Here is a 17891-nt window from a genome sequence, read left to right as displayed (position 1 = left end):
AACGCCGCCGAGGGCGGTGAGGCCGTGGGTGCGCGGGGTGAAGCCGGGGTCCCCCGCCGCCCCGCGCCACCCCAGGCCGCCGCCCCCTTCGCGACTCGCTCAGGCGATCCGCCGCCCCCGTCGCGGCTGCCTCAGGCGATGCGCTCCAGCACCACCGGGCTCGCCGTGTGTTCCGTCCCCGGTGCCGCGATGTCGTAGGAGCCCTGCACCGCCTGGAGGGCGTACTCGAAGCGCTCGGGGGTGTCGGTGTGGAGGGTCAGCAGGGGCTGGCCCTCGGTGACCGGGTCGCCCGGCTTGGCGTGGAGTTCGACGCCCGCCGCCGCCTGCACCGGGTCCTCCTTGCGGGCGCGGCCCGCGCCCAGGCGCCAGGCGGCGATGCCGATGTCGTAGGCGTCGAGGCGGGTCAGCACACCGGAGGACGGGGCCTTGACGACGTGCTGCTCGCGGGAGGTGGGCAGGGGGGCGTCCGGGTCGCCGCCCTGCGCGGCGATCATGCGGCGCCAGACGTCCATCGCGGAGCCGTCGGCCAGGGCCTTCGCCGGGTCGGCGTCCTGCACGCCGGCCGCGTCCAGCATCTCCCGGGCCAGGGCGATCGTCAGTTCCACCACGTCGGACGGGCCGCCGCCGGCCAGGACCTCCACCGACTCACGGACCTCCAGGGCGTTGCCCGCCGTCAGGCCCAGCGGGGTCGACATGTCCGTGAGGAGCGCGACGGTCTTCACACCGTGGTCGGTGCCGAGGCCCACCATCGTCGACGCGAGCTCGCGGGCGTCCTCGATGGTCTTCATGAAGGCACCCGTGCCCACCTTCACGTCCAGGACCAGGGAGCCGGTGCCCTCGGCGATCTTCTTCGACATGATCGAGGAGGCGATCAGCGGGATCGCCTCGACCGTGCCGGTGACGTCGCGCAGGGCGTACAGCTTCTTGTCGGCGGGGGCCAGGCCGTCACCCGCCGCGCAGATCACCGCGCCGGTGGTGTCGAGGACGTGCAGCATCTCCTCGTTGGACAGCAGGGCCCGCCAGCCGGGGACGGACTCCAGCTTGTCCAGGGTGCCGCCGGTGTGGCCGAGGCCTCGGCCGGAGAGCTGCGGGACCGCCGCGCCGCAGGCGGCGACCAGGGGGGCGAGTGGCAGGGTGATCTTGTCGCCCACGCCGCCGGTGGAGTGCTTGTCGGCGGTGGGGCGGGACAGGGACGAGAAGTCCATGCGCTCGCCGGAGGCGATCATCGCGGCCGTCCAGCGGGCGATCTCCCGGCGGTTCATGCCGTTGAGCAGGATCGCCATGGCGAGCGCGGACATCTGCTCGTCGGCGACCTCGCCGCGGGTGTACGCGTCGATGACCCAGTCGATCTGCTCGTCGCTGAGCTCACCGCGGTCCCGCTTGGTGCGGATGACGGAGATGGCGTCCATGGCCATGGCTTTCCTTCCGGATGTTCAGGAATCAGAAAGTGTGCGGCCCCTCTGCGCTTCTTCAGCTTCGTCAGAGGGGCCGCACGGGAGTTACTTGGTGAGATGGTCCGGGCCGAAGGCCTGGGGCAGCATCTCGGACAGCGGCAGGATCCCCGCCGGGGTCTCCAGGAGCAGGCCCGGGCCGCCGAACTCGTACAGCAGCTGCCGGCAGCGGCCGCACGGGACGAGGATCTCGCCCTTGCCGTCCACGCAGGTGAAGTGCGTGAGCCGGCCGCCGCCCGTGTTCTGCAGCTCCGAGACCAGCCCGCACTCGGCGCACAGGCCGAGGCCGTAGGAGGCGTTCTCGACGTTGCAGCCGGACACGGTCCGCCCGTCGTCGACGAGGGCCGCCACGCCGACCGGGTAGCCGGAGTACGGGGCGTACGCGCGGGACATGGCGTCCCGGGCCGCCGCGCGCAGCTTCTCCCAGTCGACGGCCCGGTCGGCGGCGGTCACTTGCCTTGTCCCTTCCGGTACGGCAGACCGTCCGCCTTCGGCATGCGCAGACGCTGGGCGGACAGGGCGAGCACCAGCAGGGTGACGAGGTACGGGGCCGCGGAGACGACCTGGCGCGGGACCTCGTCGGTGTTGGCGTACCAGAGGAACATCACGGCCGAGACCACCAGGGTGACGACGGCGCCGATGTACTTCTTCTTCCAGGCCAGGTAGGCCGCGCCGACCACCAGCAGGATCGCGATGAGCAGGATCAGCGCGTGCACGTTGGTGGTGCCGCCGCGCAGGTTGAGGCTGTCGGTGTAGCCGAACAGGCCGGCGCCGAGGGCGAGGCCGCCCGGCATCCAGTTGCCGAAGATCATCGCGGCGAGGCCGATGTAGCCGCGGCCCGCGGTCTGGCCGTCGAGGTAGACGTTGGACGCGACGATCGACAGGAAGGCGCCGCCGAGGCCGGCGAAACCACCCGAGATGATCACGGCGATGTACTTGTACTTGTAGACGTTCACACCGAGGGACTCGGCCGCGACCGGGTTCTCGCCGCAGGAGCGCAGGCGCAGGCCGAAGGCCGTCCGCCACAGCACCCACCAGGTGGCGGGCACCAGGGCGATCGCGATGACCGTCAGCGGCGAGAGGTTGGTGACCAGACCGCCGAGCAGGCCGGCGATGTCGGAGATCAGGAACCAGTGCTTGTCGTTCAGGGTCTCCAGCCAGTCGGACAGGCCCGGGATGCTGAAGTTGCCCAGCGACTCGATCGGCGGGGACTGCTTGGAGGAGCCCTGCGGGGCGTCCTCGAAGGTGAACTTCGACAGGTAGCGGGTGGTGCCCAGGGCCAGGATGTTCAGCGCCACACCGGAGACGATGTGATTGACGTTGAAGGTGACGGTGGCGATGGCGTGCAGCACGGCGCCGAGCGCGCCGCCGATGATGCCGAAGACGACACCGGTCCACGGGCCCCACTGGTAGCCGGCCCAGGCGCCGAACCAGGTGCCGAGGATCATCATGCCCTCGAGGCCGATGTTGACGACGCCGGCGCGTTCGGCCCACAGGCCGCCGAGGCCGGCCAGGCCGATCGGCACGGCCAGCCGCAGGGCCGTGGACATCTGGCCGGTGGAGGTGATGCCGTCCGCGCCGGAGATCAGGCGGACGACCGAGACCAGGATCAGCACGCCCGCGATGACGAGCAGGAGGACCGGGAGCGAGAAACGGCGGCTGCCCTTGCCGGGCTGCTTCGCCTGGGGCTTGGCGACGGTCGCGGTGGACATCAGGCCGCCACCTCCTTCTTCGAGTTGTTGGCGGCCTCCGCGGCGAGCTCCGCGCCGACCTGCTTCTGCTGGCGGCGCAGACCCCACTGGCGGACGGCCTCGTAGGAGATGACGACCGCGAAGACGATCAGGCCCTGCATGATCGTGGCGATCTCCTTCTCGTACGCGACCGGGGTGGCGTAGTCGAGGGCGGGGGACGCCTTGTCGAGGAAGGCCCACAGCAGGGCGGCGAGGGCGATGCCGCCGGGGTTGTTGCGGCCGAGCAGGGCGATGCCGATGGCGGTGAAGCCGAGGCCGGCCGGGAAGCTCAGGCTGTAGGTGTGGGCGTCGCCGAGCAGCAGCGGCAGGCCGGAGACACCGGCGACGGCGCCGGAGATCAGCATCGCGGTGAGGACCATGCGCTTGGCGTTGACGCCGGAGGCCGCGGCGGCGGTCTCGGACTCACCGGTGGCGCGCAGGTCGAAGCCGAAGCGGGTGCGGTTGAGGACGACCCAGTAGCCGATGCCGAGGGCGACGGCGAGGAAGACCAGGCCGTAGATCTCGCCGACGTCCTCGCCCAGGTCGATGCCGGGCACCCAGCCGGACTCCTTCATGATGCCGGTCGTGTTGTTGTCGCCGACCAGGACGCCGAAGTTCTCGGTGAGGGTGAGGTAGCCGATGAGGCTGGTGGCGATCGAGTTGAGCATGATCGTCGCGACGACCTCGCTGACGCCCCGGGTGACCTTCAGGACGCCCGCGATACCGGCCCACATCGCGCCGGTGAGCGCGCCGACCAGCAGCAGCAGCGGGATCTGGAGGAACGACGGCAGCGCGACGTGCGCGCCGACCACGGCCGTCATCATCGCGCCGAGGCGGTACTGGCCGTCGACGCCGATGTTGAACAGGTTCATGCGGAAGCCGAGGGCGACCGCGAGGGCGGCGATGTAGTACAGCGACGCCTGGTTGATGATCAGGACCTGGACGTCGGAGAAGCCGAGCTGCTCCAGCATCAGCGCGTACGGCTCGAACGGGTTCTTGCCGGAGGCGATCAGCACGATCGAGGTCAGCAGAATCGCCGAGACCAGCGCGATGACCGGACCGGCCACCGCGAGGAGCAACCGCTCCTTGTCGAACTTCTTCATCGGGCCTCGTCCTCCGGGGCGGCTTCTTCTTCGGCGTGCTCGAGGTGTCCGGACGCGGCACCGGTCATGGCCGACCCCAGCTCCTCCGGGGTGATGGTCGCCGGGTCGGCGTCCGCGACCAGCCTGCCGTCGTAGATCACCCGCAGGGTGTCCGACAGGCCGATCAGCTCGTCCAGGTCGGCGGAGATCAGCAGCACGGCCAGGCCTTCGCGGCGGGCCTCGCGGATGCGGTCCCAGATCTGCGCCTGAGCGCCGACGTCCACACCGCGGGTGGGGTGGGCGGCGATCAGGAACTTCGGGTTGTGGCTCATCTCACGGCCGACGATCAGCTTCTGCTGGTTGCCGCCGGAGAGGGAGGCGGCGGTGACGTCGATGCCGGGGGTGCGGACGTCGAACTCCTCGACGATCCGGCGGGTGTCGGCCTGGGCGCCCTTGGGGTTGAGCCAGAAACCCTTGGCGTTGGGGGCCTCGGTGACATGGCCCAGGATGCGGTTCTCCCAGAGGGGGGCTTCCAGGAGCAGGCCCTGGCGGTGACGGTCCTCGGGGATGTAGCCGACACCGGACTCGCGGCGCTTGCGGGTGGGCCAGGGGGTGATGTCCTCGCCGAGGAAGGCGATGGTGCCGGAGTCGGCGTGCTTGGTGCCGATCAGCGCGTCGATCAGCTCGGTCTGGCCGTTGCCCTCGACACCGGCGATGCCCATGACCTCACCGGCGTGGATGGTGAAGGTGACGCCGTCGAGGACCTTCTTGATCTCGCCGCCCTCGGGGGCGAGCGTGGTGCCGCCGCTGGGCTCGGCCTCGATGCCCAGGGAGGCGCCGCCGCTGGCGTAGACGGTGAGGCCCTCGACCGCGATGACGGGCTGGTCGGTGACCGTGGACTCGGCGGTCTCCGGGGTGGGCAGCTCGCTGCCGACCATCATCTCGGCGAGCTGGCGCGGGGTCGTCTCGGAGGGGACGGCCGTGCCGACGGTGGTGCCGCGCCGGATGACGGTGATCTCGTCGGCGACGGAGAGCACCTCGCCCAGCTTGTGGGAGATGAAGATGACGGACAGGCCCTCGGACTTCAACTCGCGCAGGTTGGCGAAGAGGGCGTCGACCTCCTGCGGCACGAGGACGGCGGTCGGCTCGTCGAGGATGAGGGTGCGGGCGCCGCGGTAGAGGACCTTGAGGATCTCCACGCGCTGGCGGTCGGCGACACCGAGGTCCTCGACCAGGGCGTCGGGGCGTACACCGAGGCCGTAGCGGTCGGAGATCTCCTTGATCTTCCTGCGGGCGGCGCCGCCGATGCCGTACAGCTTCTCGCTGCCCAGGACGACGTTCTCCAGGACGGTCAGGTTGTCCGCGAGCATGAAGTGCTGGTGGACCATGCCGATGCCGCGTGCGATCGCGTCGGCGGGGCTGGAGAAGGCGACCTGCTCGCCGTCGACCTCGATGGTCCCCTCGTCCGGCTTCTGCATGCCGTAGAGGATCTTCATCAGGGTGGACTTGCCGGCGCCGTTCTCACCGACCAGGGCGTGCACGGTGCCCTTGCGGACGGTCAGGTGGATGTCGTGGTTGGCGACCACACCGGGGAATCGCTTGGTGATGCCCGCGAGCTCTACCGCGACTGTCGACTGGGCGGTGAGCGGAGGGCTGCTGGACGCGTCGATGGCGCACTCTCCTCGGGAAAGGGGCCGCTCTACGCGCGTAGCGCCCCTGCTTTAAATAGTGCCCGGACCTGATCGGTCTTGTACCAGTACCCGATCCGTTCCGAGCATTCTGCCGCGCGAACGGGGCGCGGGGAGGTCATCTTCCCCGTGCCCCGTTCCGTGGCCGTAACGCTGTCATCACAGCGCTCTTTTGGCCATGCCTGGGACAAGGCCCGATACGGTCGTCAGGAGCTCTTCACCGTGATGGTGCCGCTCTTGATGCCCTCCGCGGCCTTGTTCACCGCGTCCTGGATCTCCTTGTTGCCGGAGAAGGCCGGGTTGGAGGCGGACAGGCTCACACCGCCGTTGGACAGGCTGCCGCGGATCTCGCCGCTCTGCGGCTTGCCGTCCTCGACGGACTTGGCGAGCTCGAAGACCGCGCCCTCCACGTTCTTCATGGCGGAGGTCAGGATCGAGGCCTTGTAGGCCTTCAGCGCGTCCTGCTTGTACTGGTCGGAGTCGACGCCGATCGCCCACACCTTGTTGGCGTTGGCGGCCTTGATGACGCCCTGGCCGGAGAGGCCGGCGGCGGCGTAGACGACGTCCGCGCCCGCGTCGATCTGGCCCTCGGCGGCGCTCTCGCCCTTGTCGGGGCTGGAGAAGCCGCCCTCGGCCGCGGTCTCGGTCAGGTACTGCTCCTTGACCGTGACGCCCTTCTTGGTGTCCTGGACGCCCTGCTTGAAGCCGGCGCCGAACTTGTGGATCAGCGGGATGTCGACACCGCCGATGAAGCCGACCACGTTGGACTTGGTGGCCTTGGCGGCGGCGACGCCGGCCAGGTAGGAGGCCTGCTCCTCGTGGAAGACCAGGTCGGCGACGTTGTCGGCCTTGATGGTGTTGTCGTCGACGATGCCGAAGGTGACCTTCGGGAACTTGGCCGCGACCTCCTTGACGGCCGGCGCGTAGGCGAAGCCGACGCCGATCACCGGGTTGTAGCCCTGCCGGGCGAGGTTCTCCAGGCGCTGGACCTTGTCGGCGTCCGACTCGCCGTCCTGCGGCTCGACCGCGGTCGACTTGTAGCCGAACTCCTTGTCGGCCTTCTCCATGCCCGCGGTGGCGGCGTCGTTGAAGGACTGGTCGCCCTTGCCGCCGATGTCGTACGCGAGCGCGAGGCCCAGGTTCTTGTCGTCGCCGGCGGAGGACGACGAGGAGGACGAGGACGTGCTTCCGCAAGCGGAAATCGTGACGGCGAGGGCTGCGGACGCAACACCCGCAACGGCGATACGGGACACCCGGCGCATGGAACGTGACTCCTTTGTGCAAGCGCCCATACCAGGCGCTGGTTCCGCCGCAGCGTAACGCGCGTAGACCAGACGGAAAAACCCTTCTGTCCGGTCCGTTATCGAGCTGTGGCCGCAGTCGCCGTCCAGATTACGGACAGCGAAGCGCCCCTTGCGGGAAGCAAGGGGCGCCTGGGCTGCGAGGACCTTCGAAGGGCCCGTCCGGCCGGGAACCGGCTACTTGGTGTTGACCTTGACCGTGCCGTCGATGATTTCCTTCTTGGCCTTGTCGACCGCGGCGACGACGTCCGTCATGGCCTTGTACTTCGGGTTGGTGTCGGCGAAGCCGACGCCGTCGTTGGCGAGGCTGCCGCGGACCACGCCGGACAGCGGCTTGCCGTCGTGCACCGACTTCACCAGGTCGTAGACGGCACCGCCGACGTTCTTCAGCGCCGAGCCGAGGATGTAGTCCTTGTAGGCCTTGAGCGCGCTCTGGTTGTACTGGTCGGAGTCGACGCCGATCGCCCACACCTTCTTGGACGCGGCCTCGGAGATCACGCCCTGGCCGGAGAGGCCGGCCGCGTGGTAGATGACGTCGGCGCCGGCCTCGATCTGCCCGCTCGCCGCGTCCTTGCCCTTGTCGGGGCTGGAGAAGCCGCCCTCCTGGGCCGTCTCCGTCAGGTACTGCGACTCGATCTTGATCTTCGGGTTCACGGACCGGGCGCCCTGGACGTATCCGGCTTCGAACTTGTGGATCAGCGGGATGTCCACGCCGCCGATGAAGCCGATGTGCGCCTTCTTGGAGGCCTTGGCGGCGGCGACGCCCGCGAGGTAGGAGGCCTGCTCCTCGTGGAAGACCATGTCGGCGACGTTCTTCGCCTGCACGGTCTCGTCGTCGATGATCCCGAAGGTGGTCTTCGGGAACTTGGCGGCGACCTCCTTGACGGCGCCCGCGTAGATGTAGCCGACGCCGATCACCGGGTTGTATCCGGCCTGGGCCAGCTGGGTCAGGCGCTGCACCTTGTCGGCGTCCGACTCGCCGTCCTGCGGCTCGACGTCCCGGCCGCCGATGCCGAACTCCTTCTCGGCCTTCTGGAAGCCGGAGTAGGCGGCGTCGTTGAACGACTGGTCGCCCTTGCCGCCGATGTCGTACGCGAGGCCGATGCCCTTGCCGGAGTACGTGCCGGACTCGGTGTCGGTCGTCTTGGAGCCCGTGCTGGACTCACCGCAGCCGGCGGCCGCGAGGGCGATGACCGCGACGGTCACCGCTGCCTGGGAGAACCTGGTCCTCCGAGAGTTCCGAGATATCAGACGCACAGCAAGCACCCTTCATCCCCACGGCACCGTCACCGGCCCGCTGTCCCCATTGTCGCGATTGTCGCGCCCTTTCGGCACGGCTTCCCCAACAGGCCGTTCCGGATGGCGGTTTCGGCGCACAGTAACGCGCGTAGAAGGGGAGGGGAACGGGATTCCAGGCGGCCGTTATCGATTCGTGCCACCCCCGCGTCACAACCGGTTCCCGCGGGTTACACCTGGGTGACACAAGGGGACGAAGGGGGACCTTTCGGGCACCCCTTCGGCCGTCGGGAGGGTGCGGTTCAGGCCACCCGGGTCGCCGCGTCCAGCAGCGCGGCGGCCGTGAACAGCTCCACGCCCACGGTGATCGCGCGCTCGTCGGCGTCGAAGTCGCCCTGGTGCAGGTCACGCACGGTGCGCTCGCCCGGGTGGCGCACGCCGAGGCGGGCCATGGCGCCGGGGACGCGCTCCAGGTACCAGGAGAAGTCCTCGCCGCCGAGGCTCTGCTGGGTGCTCTCCACGGAGTCCTCGCCGCGCCGGGCCACCATGGCGTCCCGCAGCAGGGCGGTGACGTCGGGATCGTTGACGACCGGGGGGACACCACGGACGTAGTTGATCTCGGACTTGGCGCGGTGCAGGTTGGCGACCTCGTCGATCGCGGCGACGACCAGGTCGGGGGCCTGCCGCCAGGCCTCGATGTCCAGGCAGCGCACGGTGCCGGAGAGCTCGGCGTGCTGCGGGATGACGTTCGGGGCGTGGCCGCACTCGATCCGGCCCCAGGTCACGGCGAGTCCGGCGCGGGTGTCGACGCGGCGGCCGACGAGCGCGGGGACGTCGGTGACGACCCGGGACGCGGCGGTGACCAGGTCGGTGGTGAGGTGGGGGCGGGCGGTGTGGCCGCCGGGGCCGTCCAGGGAGATCTCCAGCCGGTCGCAGGCGGAGGTGATGGCTCCCTCGCGCAGCCCGATCAGCCCGGCGTCGACCCGCGGGTCGCAGTGCACGGCGATGATCCGGCCGACGCCGTCCAGCGCGCCGTCCTCGATGGCGTCGGCGGCGCCGCCGGGCAGCACCTCCTCGGCGGGCTGGAAGATCAGCCGCACCGGGCGCGGCAGCCGGCCCTGCCGGTGCAGGTCGGCGAGGACCAGGCCGGCGCCGAGGACGACGGTGGTGTGCACGTCGTGACCGCAGGCGTGGGCGCGGTCGGGCACGGTGGACCGGTAGGCGCACTCGGTCTTGGTGTCCGGGATGGGCAGCGCGTCGATGTCGGCGCGCAGGGCGAGCACCGGGACGCCTCCCGCCCAGTCCCCGATGTCACAGATGAGTCCGGTGCCGCCGGAGAGCACGCGCGGCTTCAGGCCCGCCTGTTCCAGGCGCTCCTTGATCGCCGCGGTGGTACGGAACTCCTGGTTGCCCAGCTCAGGGTGCATGTGCAGGTCGCGGCGGAAGGCGACCAGCTCGGCGTGCAGGGCCTCCGGCAGGACGCCGGGGAGCACGGCTTCCCAGGAGGGATCGGCCTCGGACTCTCGGGACATCAGTTGCTTCACCCTCTGAAGGGTAGGACGCCACGGCGGTCGACTGACCCACGATCAACAAAAGATCAGCCCGTTAGGGGAAGAAAAGTTGGCCGCGCGGCGTGTGGCTGCCGTTCGGGATGGGTAAACTCGGCCGGCTTCGGCCGAGCGGATCATGGGATCCGGGCCCGTCCCTCTTTTTTCCTCTCCTCCACGGATACCACGGGCCGCCCGGACCACGCGGGGCTGTCCCAAGGAGCGGAACCACTTCCGTGCGGTCCCCTGGGTACCGGGGGCTGCCGTCCGGGTCCCGGAAGCATCACCTCCACGCGGCGGTTCCGCCACGCCGGGCGGCGGGCGGGGGCGGGGCGGGCAGAGTCCCCTCATGGTGATGATGTGGGAGCCGGCGGAGCCGGTGTGGGCGTGCGCGTGCGGTGAGGACCGGATCCCGGGGTTCCTGGCCCGCCATGCGGCGGGGCTGGTGGTGCTCGTGGTGGTCGTGATGTTCCTGACGGCTTGTGCGATCGCCGTGGCGATGTGGGTTCTCTCGTGGTGGCGGCGGAGGAGGGAGGAGCCCGCCCCGGCGGGTGAGGCGGCGGGCGAGGAGAGTTTCTTCGGGTGGTTCGGCCAAGCGGAGGAGACGCGGGCGGCGGCGGAGCGTCCACCGATGGTCCGACGGGATGAGCCGCCCGGGTGACGGCGGAGGCTGTGGGGTGGGATCGCGGGGGGCGCGGGGTGGGTTCGCGACGGCGGGTTCCGGGGGCGGGGTCGCGCGGCGGGGTCCCAGGGGGGCGGGGTCGGTCCGCGTGAACGCCGTTCCGTGGTCGGGGCGCGCCGGTAGAGTCCGGGTCCGTGAGCGAACCGAACGCCCTCGCGGGCTCGACGGACGCGGAATTCGGCTTCGTACGGGAGGTCCGGGCCTCGTACGACGCGATCGCCGAGGAGTACGCCCGGGAGTTCCCCGACCGGCTGGGGACGCGGCCCCTGGAGGCGGCGCTGCTCTCCGGGTTCGCCGAGCTGGTGAAGGCGCGGGGCGGGGAGCCGGTCGCGGATGTGGGGTGCGGGCCGGGGCATGTGACGGCTCGTCTGAATGCGCTGGGTGTACCAGTGTTCGGGGTCGACGTGTCGCCGCGCATGGTGGCGCTGGCCCGGCGGGCCCATCCCGAACTGCGGTTCCACGTCGGGTCGATGGAGTCGCTGGACCTGCCGGAGCGGACCCTCGGGGGCCTGCTCGCCCTGTACTCCGTCATCCATGTGCCGGACGACCGACTCCCCGTGGTCCTCGCGGAGTTCCGGCGGGTGCTGGCGCCCGGCGGGTATCTGCTGCTGGCCTTCCAGACCGGGGACGGCGAGACGCAGCGGCTGACGGAGCGGTTCGGGCGGGAGATCTGCCTCGACTACCACTGGCGCGATCCGGAGACGGTCGCCGGGCAGCTCGTGCGGGCCGGGCTGGAGATGCGGGCGCGGGTCGTCCTGGAGCCCGACGAGGGCGCGAAGCGGCCCCGGGCCTTCCTTCTGGCGCACCGGCCCGGCTGAGTCCGGGCCGTGGGGCCGTGGTCACCGCGGCCGGGCCGTCGTCACCGGGTTCGGGCCGTGGTCAACCCACCGCTGGGCGGTCGCCGTGGCGGCTGTGGCTACGCGCCGGCCAGGGACAGTTTGGCCGCGAAGCCGAGGAACAGGGCGCCCGCCGCTGAGGTCGCGCCTGCCGAGAGGCGCTTGCGGCGGCGGAAGGCCGCGGCCAGTCTGGTGCCGCCGAATATCAGAGCGCTGAGGTAGAGGACGCTGGCGAGCTGGGCGAGTCCGCCGAGGACCACGAAGGAGAGCGCCGGGTAGGCGTAGCCCGGGTCGACGAACTGCACGAAGAAGGCGACGAAGAACAGGATCGCCTTGGGGTTGAAGAGACTGATGACGAGCGCGCGGCGGAAGGGCCGCTCGTCGGTCGCGGCGGAGGCGTCGCCGTCGGCGGTCTCCTCACTCCGGCTCCGCCACATCGCCCACGCGGCCCGCAGCATCCCCACCGCCAGCCAGGTCAGATACCCGGCGCCCGCGTACTTCACGATCCCGAACAGCACCGCGTTGGCCTGGAGCAGCGAGGCGACACCGGCTGCGGAGAGCGTCATCAGCACGGCGTCCCCGCACCACACCCCGGCCGCCGCGGTGTACCCGGCCCGCACGCCGCGCCGGGCGGCCACGGACAGCACGTAGAGCGAGTTGGGCCCGGGCAGCAGGATGATCAGGACGAGGCCCGCCAGATAGGTGGGAAGGTCGATGACACCGAACATGGAAAGGAGTGTCGCACGCGGGTACGACACTCCCCTCGGTCAGCCGATCAGCGCAGTTCAGAACGCGTCCGACGGCACATACGTCCCCCACACGCCGCGCAGCGCGTTGCACACCTCACCGACCGTCGCACGGGCGCGCAGCGCGTCCTTCATCGGGTAGAGGACGTTGTCCTCGCCCTCGGCCGCCTTCCGCAGGGCGGCCAGCGCCGTGTCGACCGCCGACTGGTCGCGCTCCGCCCGCAGCTTGGCCAGACGCTCGGCCTGCTGCGCCTCGATGGCCGGGTCGACGCGGAGCGGCTCGTACGGCTCCTCCTCGTCGAGCTGGAAGCGGTTGACGCCGACGACGACCCGCTCGCCGGAGTCGGTCTCCTGGGCGATGCGGTAGGCGCTGCGCTCGATCTCGTTCTTCTGGAAGCCGTGCTCGATCGCCGCGACCGCACCGCCGAGGTCCTCGACCTTCCGCATCAGCTCGACGGTGGCCGCCTCGACGTCGTCGGTCATCTTCTCGATGACGTACGACCCGGCGAACGGATCGACGGTCGCGGTCACGTCCGTCTCGTAGGCGAGGACCTGCTGGGTGCGCAGGGCCAGCCGGGCGGACTTGTCGGTGGGCAGGGCGATGGCCTCGTCGAAGGAGTTGGTGTGCAGCGACTGCGTGCCGCCCAGCACCGCGGCGAGGCCCTGCACGGCCACCCGGACCAGGTTCACCTCGGGCTGCTGGGCCGTCAGCTGCACGCCCGCCGTCTGCGTGTGGAAGCGCAGCATCAGCGACTTGGGATTCTTCGCCCCGAACTCCTCCCGCATCACCCGCGCCCAGATCCGGCGCGCGGCACGGAACTTGGCGACCTCCTCCAGGATCGTCGTACGGGCGACGAAGAAGAAGGACAGACGGGGCGCGAAGTCGTCGACGTCCATGCCGGCCGCGACCGCCGTACGGACGTACTCGATGCCGTCCGCGAGGGTGAACGCGATCTCCTGCGCGGGCGAGGCACCGGCCTCCGCCATGTGGTAGCCGGAGATCGAGATCGTGTTCCACTTCGGGATCTCGGCCTTGCAGTACTTGAAGATGTCGGCGATCAGCCGCAGGGAGGGCTTCGGCGGGAAGATGTATGTGCCCCGCGCGATGTACTCCTTCAGCACGTCGTTCTGGATCGTGCCCGTCAGCTTGTCCGCGCTGACGCCCTGCTCCTCCGCGACCAGTTGGTAGAGGAGCAGCAGCAGCGCGGCCGGCGCGTTGATGGTCATCGACGTGGACACCTTGTCCAGCGGGATGCCGCCGAACAGCACCCGCATGTCGTCGATCGAGTCGATGGCCACGCCGACCTTGCCGACCTCGCCGTGCGCGATCGGGGCGTCGGAGTCGTGGCCCATCTGGGTGGGCAGGTCGAAGGCGACCGACAGGCCCATCGTGCCGTTGGCGATGAGCTGTTTGTAGCGGGCGTTGGACTCCACCGCCGTGCCGAAACCGGCGTACTGGCGCATGGTCCAGGGGCGGCCCGTGTACATCGTCGGGTACACGCCACGGGTGAAGGGGTACTTGCCCGGCTCGCCCAGCTTCTCGGCGGGGTCCCACTCGTTCAGGTGCCCCGGTCCATAGACCGGTTCGATCGGCAGTCCGGACTCCGACTCGCGCGCCATGGTGTGATGCCTCCCGCTGAGCAGTTCTCGGGTTACTCGCCAGTTACCCGCCAGTTCGGTCCGACCCTTCGACGGACTGTAGCGGCGGGAGTGCATCCAGTGGAGGGGAGCACGCTGGGAGCTTCCTCACAGGGTGATTGCGGTGCTGGTCACAAGGGTGCACGGCCCGGGCGGGGAACGGCGACAGGGCCGACGTCCGCCGGGGGGGGGAGGGGGAGGTGTGTGGGGCGCGGGCGGAACCGGGGGAACGTGTCCCGCCCGCGCCAGGTGCACGAGCCGTAGGTACGGGGGGAACCCCGGCTCTGTGCGAGGGCCGATGACCAGTCGGCTCACTACTTACTGCGCCCGAGCCGCCGAAAATGTCACACCCGCTGCCAAGAAATTTTCAGCGACTTATAAAACCGCAGGTCAGCGAGTCAGAGGCGGCTGAGGGCGGAGCGCTCGGGCAGCAGTGCGGAGCTGTGGTCGACGCGGTCGCCCTGGCCGGAGCCGGTGGAGCCGCCGGGCCGTCCGGAGCCGGATGACCCGGCGGACCCGGTGGACCCGGTGGAGCCGCCGGGCCGTCCGGAGCCGGTGGAATTGCCGGAACCCCCGCCACCGCCCTTGTCGCCCTTGCCGTCGTTCCCTTCCCTGCCGTCCTCGTCGCCCCTGTCGCCGCCGGTGCCGCCGACGCCGCCGGTCGGGGCGCCGCCCCGGGTGTCGTCCTTCCGGCCGTCGTCGGTGCGAGGGGCCTGGCCGGTCGGGTTCTCCAGGACGCCGGCGCAGTACGCGGGCACGCGCGCGGGGCCGCCGGCCGCGCCCTCCAGGGTGCGGCGGCGGGTGGCGTCCAGGACCTTGCCGTCGCGTACGTCCCGGCAGGCCGAGGGGATCCCGCTCGGCCAGGAGCGGTCGCGGTCCCGGGCGGCCGGGTCGTCGCCGGTGCCGTCCGCGTCCGGGGCCGGTGAACCGCTTACGGCGCCGGGAGCCCCCGTTTCCTTGCCCGCGCCCGGCGTCGCCTTGGGCGAGGGCGACACGAGCGGGCGGTTCGGGCCGGGCGTAGGGGTGGCGGAGACGGAGGCCGCGGGTCCCGGCTCGGCGGTGTCGAACGGTGTCGGCAGCACACCGGTACCGGCCGCGACCGCCACCCCGCCGACCATCCCGACGGCCAGCGCGGCAGCCGTCCCCAGCCGGGCGGGCCTGCTCCAACCGGAACGACGCGCCCGGGAACCCCGTCCGCCGATCCGGACGAGCCCGGCGTCCTCCACCTGTCGGCCGGAAGCCTCGGCGGCCCGAGCGGCACGGAACGCGGCCGCCGCTCCGGCCTCACCACCGCCGTTCGGTTCCGCATCACGGACGACAGCCGACGCGCCCGAGCCCCGTGCGGCACGGAACGCGGCCAGCGCGGCGGCCTCACCACCGCCGGCCCCCTCCGCATCACGGACGACACCGGACGCCCCCGAGCCACGCGCGGCACGGAACGCCGCCAGCGCGGCGGTCTCACCACCGCCCGCTCCCCCGGGCTTGCCGACGACACCCGGCGGCTCCGAGCCACGCGCCTCGCGGAACACGGCGAGGGCCGCCGTCTCGGTGGCGGGGGCGGGGGCCGGGTCGGGGGAGTTCTCGGCGTGCGCGGTGGCCGGTGTCGTCGTGGGGGTGGCGTCGGCCCGGGCCTTGCGGAAGGCCGCCAGGGCCGCCGCCTCGCCGGGGAGTTCCTCGTCCAGGGGGAGCGCGGGGGCCGCCAGGGCGGCCAGGGTGCGGGCCAGGCGGTCGGCCTCGGTGCGGTGCTCGGGGGCGACAGCGTTGTCCGGGGACTCGCCGTTCAGCAGGCGTTCCGCCGTCTCGCGGTCCAGCCACCGACGGGGGTTACGGCCCGTGGGGGACTCCCCGTCCCCGGGGAAGACACAGCGATCGTCGGCCATCACATGTCCTTCTGCGTCCGCGCGCACGCGTGCGCCACACCGGCGGACGTCACCGCGCGCGAGCGCGGTCCTCGCTGGGGCGGCAGTGCGTCGAGCACGCCGGCCGTTTCCGGATCCTCGCCGAGCAGCTCGGCGAGTTTCTTCAGACCGCGGTGGGCCGCCGTCCGCACGGCGCCGGGCCGTTTCCCGAGGGTCTCCGCGGCGGTCTTGGCGTCCAGTCCCACGACGACCCGCAGCACGACCGCCTCGGCCTGGTCCTGCGGCAGCCGGGCGATGAGGTCGAGGGTGCGGCCGGTGGCGAGCGCCTCGATGGCCTCGCCCGCGGTGTCGGACTCGGCGGGCCGGCCGGTCAGCTCGGTCTCGTCGCCGACCGTCGCGGGCCGGCGCCCGCGCATCCGGATGTGGTCCAGTGCGCGATTGCGGGCGATCCGGGCGGCCCAGCCGCGGAACCGGTCGGCGTCGCCTTCGAACCGCTCCAGGTCACGGGCTATCTGCAACCAGGCCTCGGAGGTGACGTCCTCGGCGTCGAGGTCGCCGACGAGCGTCCGGACGTACCCGAGCAGCCGCGGGTGCACCGCGCGGTACACGGCCCGGAAAGCGGTCTCGTCCCCGTCCTGTGCCGCAAGCACCGCGGCTGTCAGCTCCGCGTCGTCCCCCACGTCGTGGTTCCTCGGTTGATGGTTGGTGGTGTCCTCGACCGCAGATGGTCGCGTCGCCCCAGCCGCTCCGCCGTCCGGCGCGAAAGGCACGTTACGACCTGAAACCGCCAGACGTCCATGTCCGTACAACATGCAACTAACTCGTGACGGGGTTCCGGGCCCCGAGGTGTGACAGAAAAGGCACGCACGGCGCTGTAAGGAATACGGGCCGCCGCGCGGCCCGTGCCGCGCGACGGCCGGGGCCTCTCCTGTGGGGGGTGGCGGCCCCGGTCGTTGCCTCGGCTCCACCGCTCCGACACTCGTCGCGCTCGTCGCCTCAACCGGGTCTCACGACCGGGTTCCCTCGGTCGGTGCCGGCCCGGTGCTTCCGGGCCGATCGACATTCACCCTGAACGCCGCAGGTCAGCTACTGGCGCGACGGCTCGCGGGGGCCGACCCGATGGTGGGACGCGCGGCTGCGGCAAGCGGCCGGGACGGCGCCGGTCCTACTGGTTCTTCGGGTCGGCCTTCGGCGTCGTCTTCCCGGCCTGCCGGCCGCTCCCGTCGCCGTCGCCGCTCCCGGCATTCGCGCCGCTGCCGGCGTCCGTCCCGCTGCCGACGTCCGTCCCGCTCCCGGCGCCGTCGGCGTTCTCGGCGTTCTCGGCGTTCTCGCTGTTCTCGGCGTTCTCGCTGTTCTCGCTGTTCCCGTTCTTGTCGGCGGCGCCGCCGTTCTGGCCGCCCTGGCCGTTGCCCGGTGTCGCGGACGGCGAGGCCGGCGCGGTGTGCGCCGCGCAGTACGCGGCCACTTTCCGCTCCCCGCCCGCGGCCGTCACCAGCCGCTCCCAGGCCGCCGAGTCCATCGCCCTGCCCCGGCCCTCGACCTGCTCATAGGCACGGCACTGCGCCTCGGTGTCCTGGGCGGTCTCCGGGCGGTCCCGGTCCGCGGAGGCGCCGGGGGACGGGGTGGCGGAGGGGTCGGCCGCGCGGTTCTCCGACGCGCTCGCCGACTGCCCGGCGCGCCCGCCCCCGCCCTGGGCGTCGTCCGTCGACGACCCGCCGGAACCGATCGCGGCGACCGCGACACCGCCGAGGGTGAGGCTCGCGACGAGCACGGAGAGGGTGGCCTTCAGGGGTCGTGCCGTGTGCCGCTGCCCGCGTGGGCGCCAGTCGTCCCGGCGCCGGGTGCGGGCGGCGGCGTACGTGCCGGCGTCGCGCGCCGCCCGGAAGGCGGCGACGGCCCGGCGCTCGCCCTCGTCGGCGTCGGCGTGAGCGTGGGCGCCGACGGGTGCCCGTGTGCGCAGGGCGTCCGCGAGCAGCGCCTCCAGCCCGGCGGTGTCACCGGTGCCGTGCGGTGCTGAGGGGCCGCCGCCAGGGTGCGCACGCCGACGGCCGAGGTCACCGTCGTCGCTCATCCGTTCACCCATGTCCGTTCCGCC

The 17891-nt window shown here is 71.5% G+C and carries 15 protein-coding genes; 2 read left to right on the top strand and 13 right to left on the bottom strand.

The window, feature by feature from the left end:
• Positions 1-131: 131 nt before the first annotated feature.
• From ALMP_RS38270 to ALMP_RS38235, 8 genes are all read right to left on the bottom strand, one after another.
• Positions 132-1415: a thymidine phosphorylase gene (locus ALMP_RS38270; protein ID WP_264936588.1), complete on the bottom strand. Its 1284-nt coding sequence runs from the start codon at positions 1413-1415 to the stop codon at positions 132-134.
• A gap of 84 nt (positions 1416-1499) precedes the next feature.
• Positions 1500-1904 carry a cytidine deaminase gene (locus tag ALMP_RS38265; protein WP_264936587.1) on the bottom strand — a complete coding sequence of 135 codons (405 nt, stop codon included), beginning with the start codon at positions 1902-1904 and terminating at the stop codon, positions 1500-1502.
• Entirely contained in the window at positions 1901-3163 is a 1263-nt protein-coding gene (locus ALMP_RS38260; RefSeq protein ID WP_264936586.1) for an ABC transporter permease, read from the bottom strand. Before ALMP_RS38260 ends, ALMP_RS38265 begins: the two co-directional genes overlap by 4 nt.
• Positions 3163-4284 (bottom strand): ABC transporter permease, encoded by a 1122-nt coding sequence (locus tag ALMP_RS38255; protein WP_264936585.1) that lies wholly within the window; start codon positions 4282-4284, stop codon positions 3163-3165. Before ALMP_RS38255 ends, ALMP_RS38260 begins: the two co-directional genes overlap by 1 nt.
• Positions 4281-5933, bottom strand: coding sequence for an ABC transporter ATP-binding protein (locus ALMP_RS38250; RefSeq protein WP_264936816.1), 1653 nt, complete (start codon positions 5931-5933; stop codon positions 4281-4283). Before ALMP_RS38250 ends, ALMP_RS38255 begins: the two co-directional genes overlap by 4 nt.
• Before the next feature lie 224 nt (positions 5934-6157).
• Complete coding sequence (locus tag ALMP_RS38245) at positions 6158-7213, bottom strand: BMP family protein (RefSeq protein ID WP_264936584.1); 1056 nt, start codon at positions 7211-7213, stop codon at positions 6158-6160.
• Positions 7214-7429: 216 nt separating this feature from the next.
• Positions 7430-8458, bottom strand: coding sequence for a BMP family protein (locus ALMP_RS38240; protein WP_264936583.1), 1029 nt, complete (start codon positions 8456-8458; stop codon positions 7430-7432).
• Positions 8459-8790: 332 nt separating this feature from the next.
• The gene (locus tag ALMP_RS38235; protein WP_264936815.1) at positions 8791-10020 is read right to left on the bottom strand and encodes a M20 family metallopeptidase; all 1230 of its coding nucleotides are present in this window, start codon (positions 10018-10020) and stop codon (positions 8791-8793) included.
• 364 nt (positions 10021-10384) lie between these two features.
• Here ALMP_RS38235 and ALMP_RS38230 point away from each other — a divergent pair, with 364 nt between their 5' ends.
• Both ALMP_RS38230 and ALMP_RS38225 read left to right on the top strand, forming a co-directional pair.
• Positions 10385-10696, top strand: coding sequence for a hypothetical protein (locus tag ALMP_RS38230; RefSeq protein ID WP_264936582.1), 312 nt, complete (start codon positions 10385-10387; stop codon positions 10694-10696).
• Positions 10697-10851: 155 nt separating this feature from the next.
• Complete coding sequence (locus tag ALMP_RS38225) at positions 10852-11535, top strand: class I SAM-dependent methyltransferase (protein WP_264936581.1); 684 nt, start codon at positions 10852-10854, stop codon at positions 11533-11535.
• 98 nt (positions 11536-11633) lie between these two features.
• Here ALMP_RS38225 and leuE read toward each other — a convergent pair whose 3' ends face one another.
• From leuE to ALMP_RS38200, 5 genes are all read right to left on the bottom strand, one after another.
• Positions 11634-12281, bottom strand: coding sequence for a leucine efflux protein LeuE (gene leuE / locus ALMP_RS38220; RefSeq protein ID WP_264936580.1), 648 nt, complete (start codon positions 12279-12281; stop codon positions 11634-11636).
• 57 nt (positions 12282-12338) lie between these two features.
• A complete protein-coding gene (locus ALMP_RS38215; RefSeq protein WP_264936579.1) occupies positions 12339-13919 on the bottom strand; it encodes a methylmalonyl-CoA mutase in 1581 nt (526 codons plus the stop codon).
• A 416-nt stretch (positions 13920-14335) separates the two neighbouring features.
• Positions 14336-15817 carry a hypothetical protein gene (locus tag ALMP_RS38210; RefSeq protein ID WP_264936578.1) on the bottom strand — a complete coding sequence of 494 codons (1482 nt, stop codon included), beginning with the start codon at positions 15815-15817 and terminating at the stop codon, positions 14336-14338.
• Positions 15817-16476 (bottom strand): RNA polymerase sigma factor, encoded by a 660-nt coding sequence (locus ALMP_RS38205; RefSeq protein WP_264936577.1) that lies wholly within the window; start codon positions 16474-16476, stop codon positions 15817-15819. The genes ALMP_RS38210 and ALMP_RS38205 overlap by 1 nt, the downstream gene beginning before the upstream one ends.
• 485 nt (positions 16477-16961) lie before the next feature.
• The gene (locus ALMP_RS38200; RefSeq protein ID WP_264936576.1) at positions 16962-17867 is read right to left on the bottom strand and encodes a hypothetical protein; all 906 of its coding nucleotides are present in this window, start codon (positions 17865-17867) and stop codon (positions 16962-16964) included.
• Between the last annotated feature and the right edge of the window lie 24 nt (positions 17868-17891).

The sequence above is a fragment of the Streptomyces sp. A012304 genome, assembly GCF_026008495.1.
Classification (GTDB): domain Bacteria; phylum Actinomycetota; class Actinomycetes; order Streptomycetales; family Streptomycetaceae; genus Streptomyces.
The sequence above is the reverse complement of the archived record's forward strand: the minus strand, read 5'-3'. Positions and strand labels throughout refer to the sequence as shown.

Coding starts and splice junctions, on each gene's coding strand:
- ALMP_RS38270 (WP_264936588.1), bottom strand. CDS start 1,415: ATGGCCATGGACGCCATCTCCGTCATCCGCACCAAGCGGGACCGCGGT.
- ALMP_RS38260 (WP_264936586.1), bottom strand. CDS start 3,163: ATGTCCACCGCGACCGTCGCCAAGCCCCAGGCGAAGCAGCCCGGCAAG.
- ALMP_RS38255 (WP_264936585.1), bottom strand. CDS start 4,284: ATGAAGAAGTTCGACAAGGAGCGGTTGCTCCTCGCGGTGGCCGGTCCG.
- ALMP_RS38245 (WP_264936584.1), bottom strand. CDS start 7,213: ATGCGCCGGGTGTCCCGTATCGCCGTTGCGGGTGTTGCGTCCGCAGCC.
- ALMP_RS38235 (WP_264936815.1), bottom strand. CDS start 10,020: ATGTCCCGAGAGTCCGAGGCCGATCCCTCCTGGGAAGCCGTGCTCCCC.
- ALMP_RS38230 (WP_264936582.1), top strand. CDS start 10,385: ATGGTGATGATGTGGGAGCCGGCGGAGCCGGTGTGGGCGTGCGCGTGC.
- leuE (WP_264936580.1), bottom strand. CDS start 12,281: ATGTTCGGTGTCATCGACCTTCCCACCTATCTGGCGGGCCTCGTCCTG.
- ALMP_RS38215 (WP_264936579.1), bottom strand. CDS start 13,919: ATGGCGCGCGAGTCGGAGTCCGGACTGCCGATCGAACCGGTCTATGGA.
- ALMP_RS38210 (WP_264936578.1), bottom strand. CDS start 15,817: ATGGCCGACGATCGCTGTGTCTTCCCCGGGGACGGGGAGTCCCCCACG.
- ALMP_RS38200 (WP_264936576.1), bottom strand. CDS start 17,867: ATGAGCGACGACGGTGACCTCGGCCGTCGGCGTGCGCACCCTGGCGGC.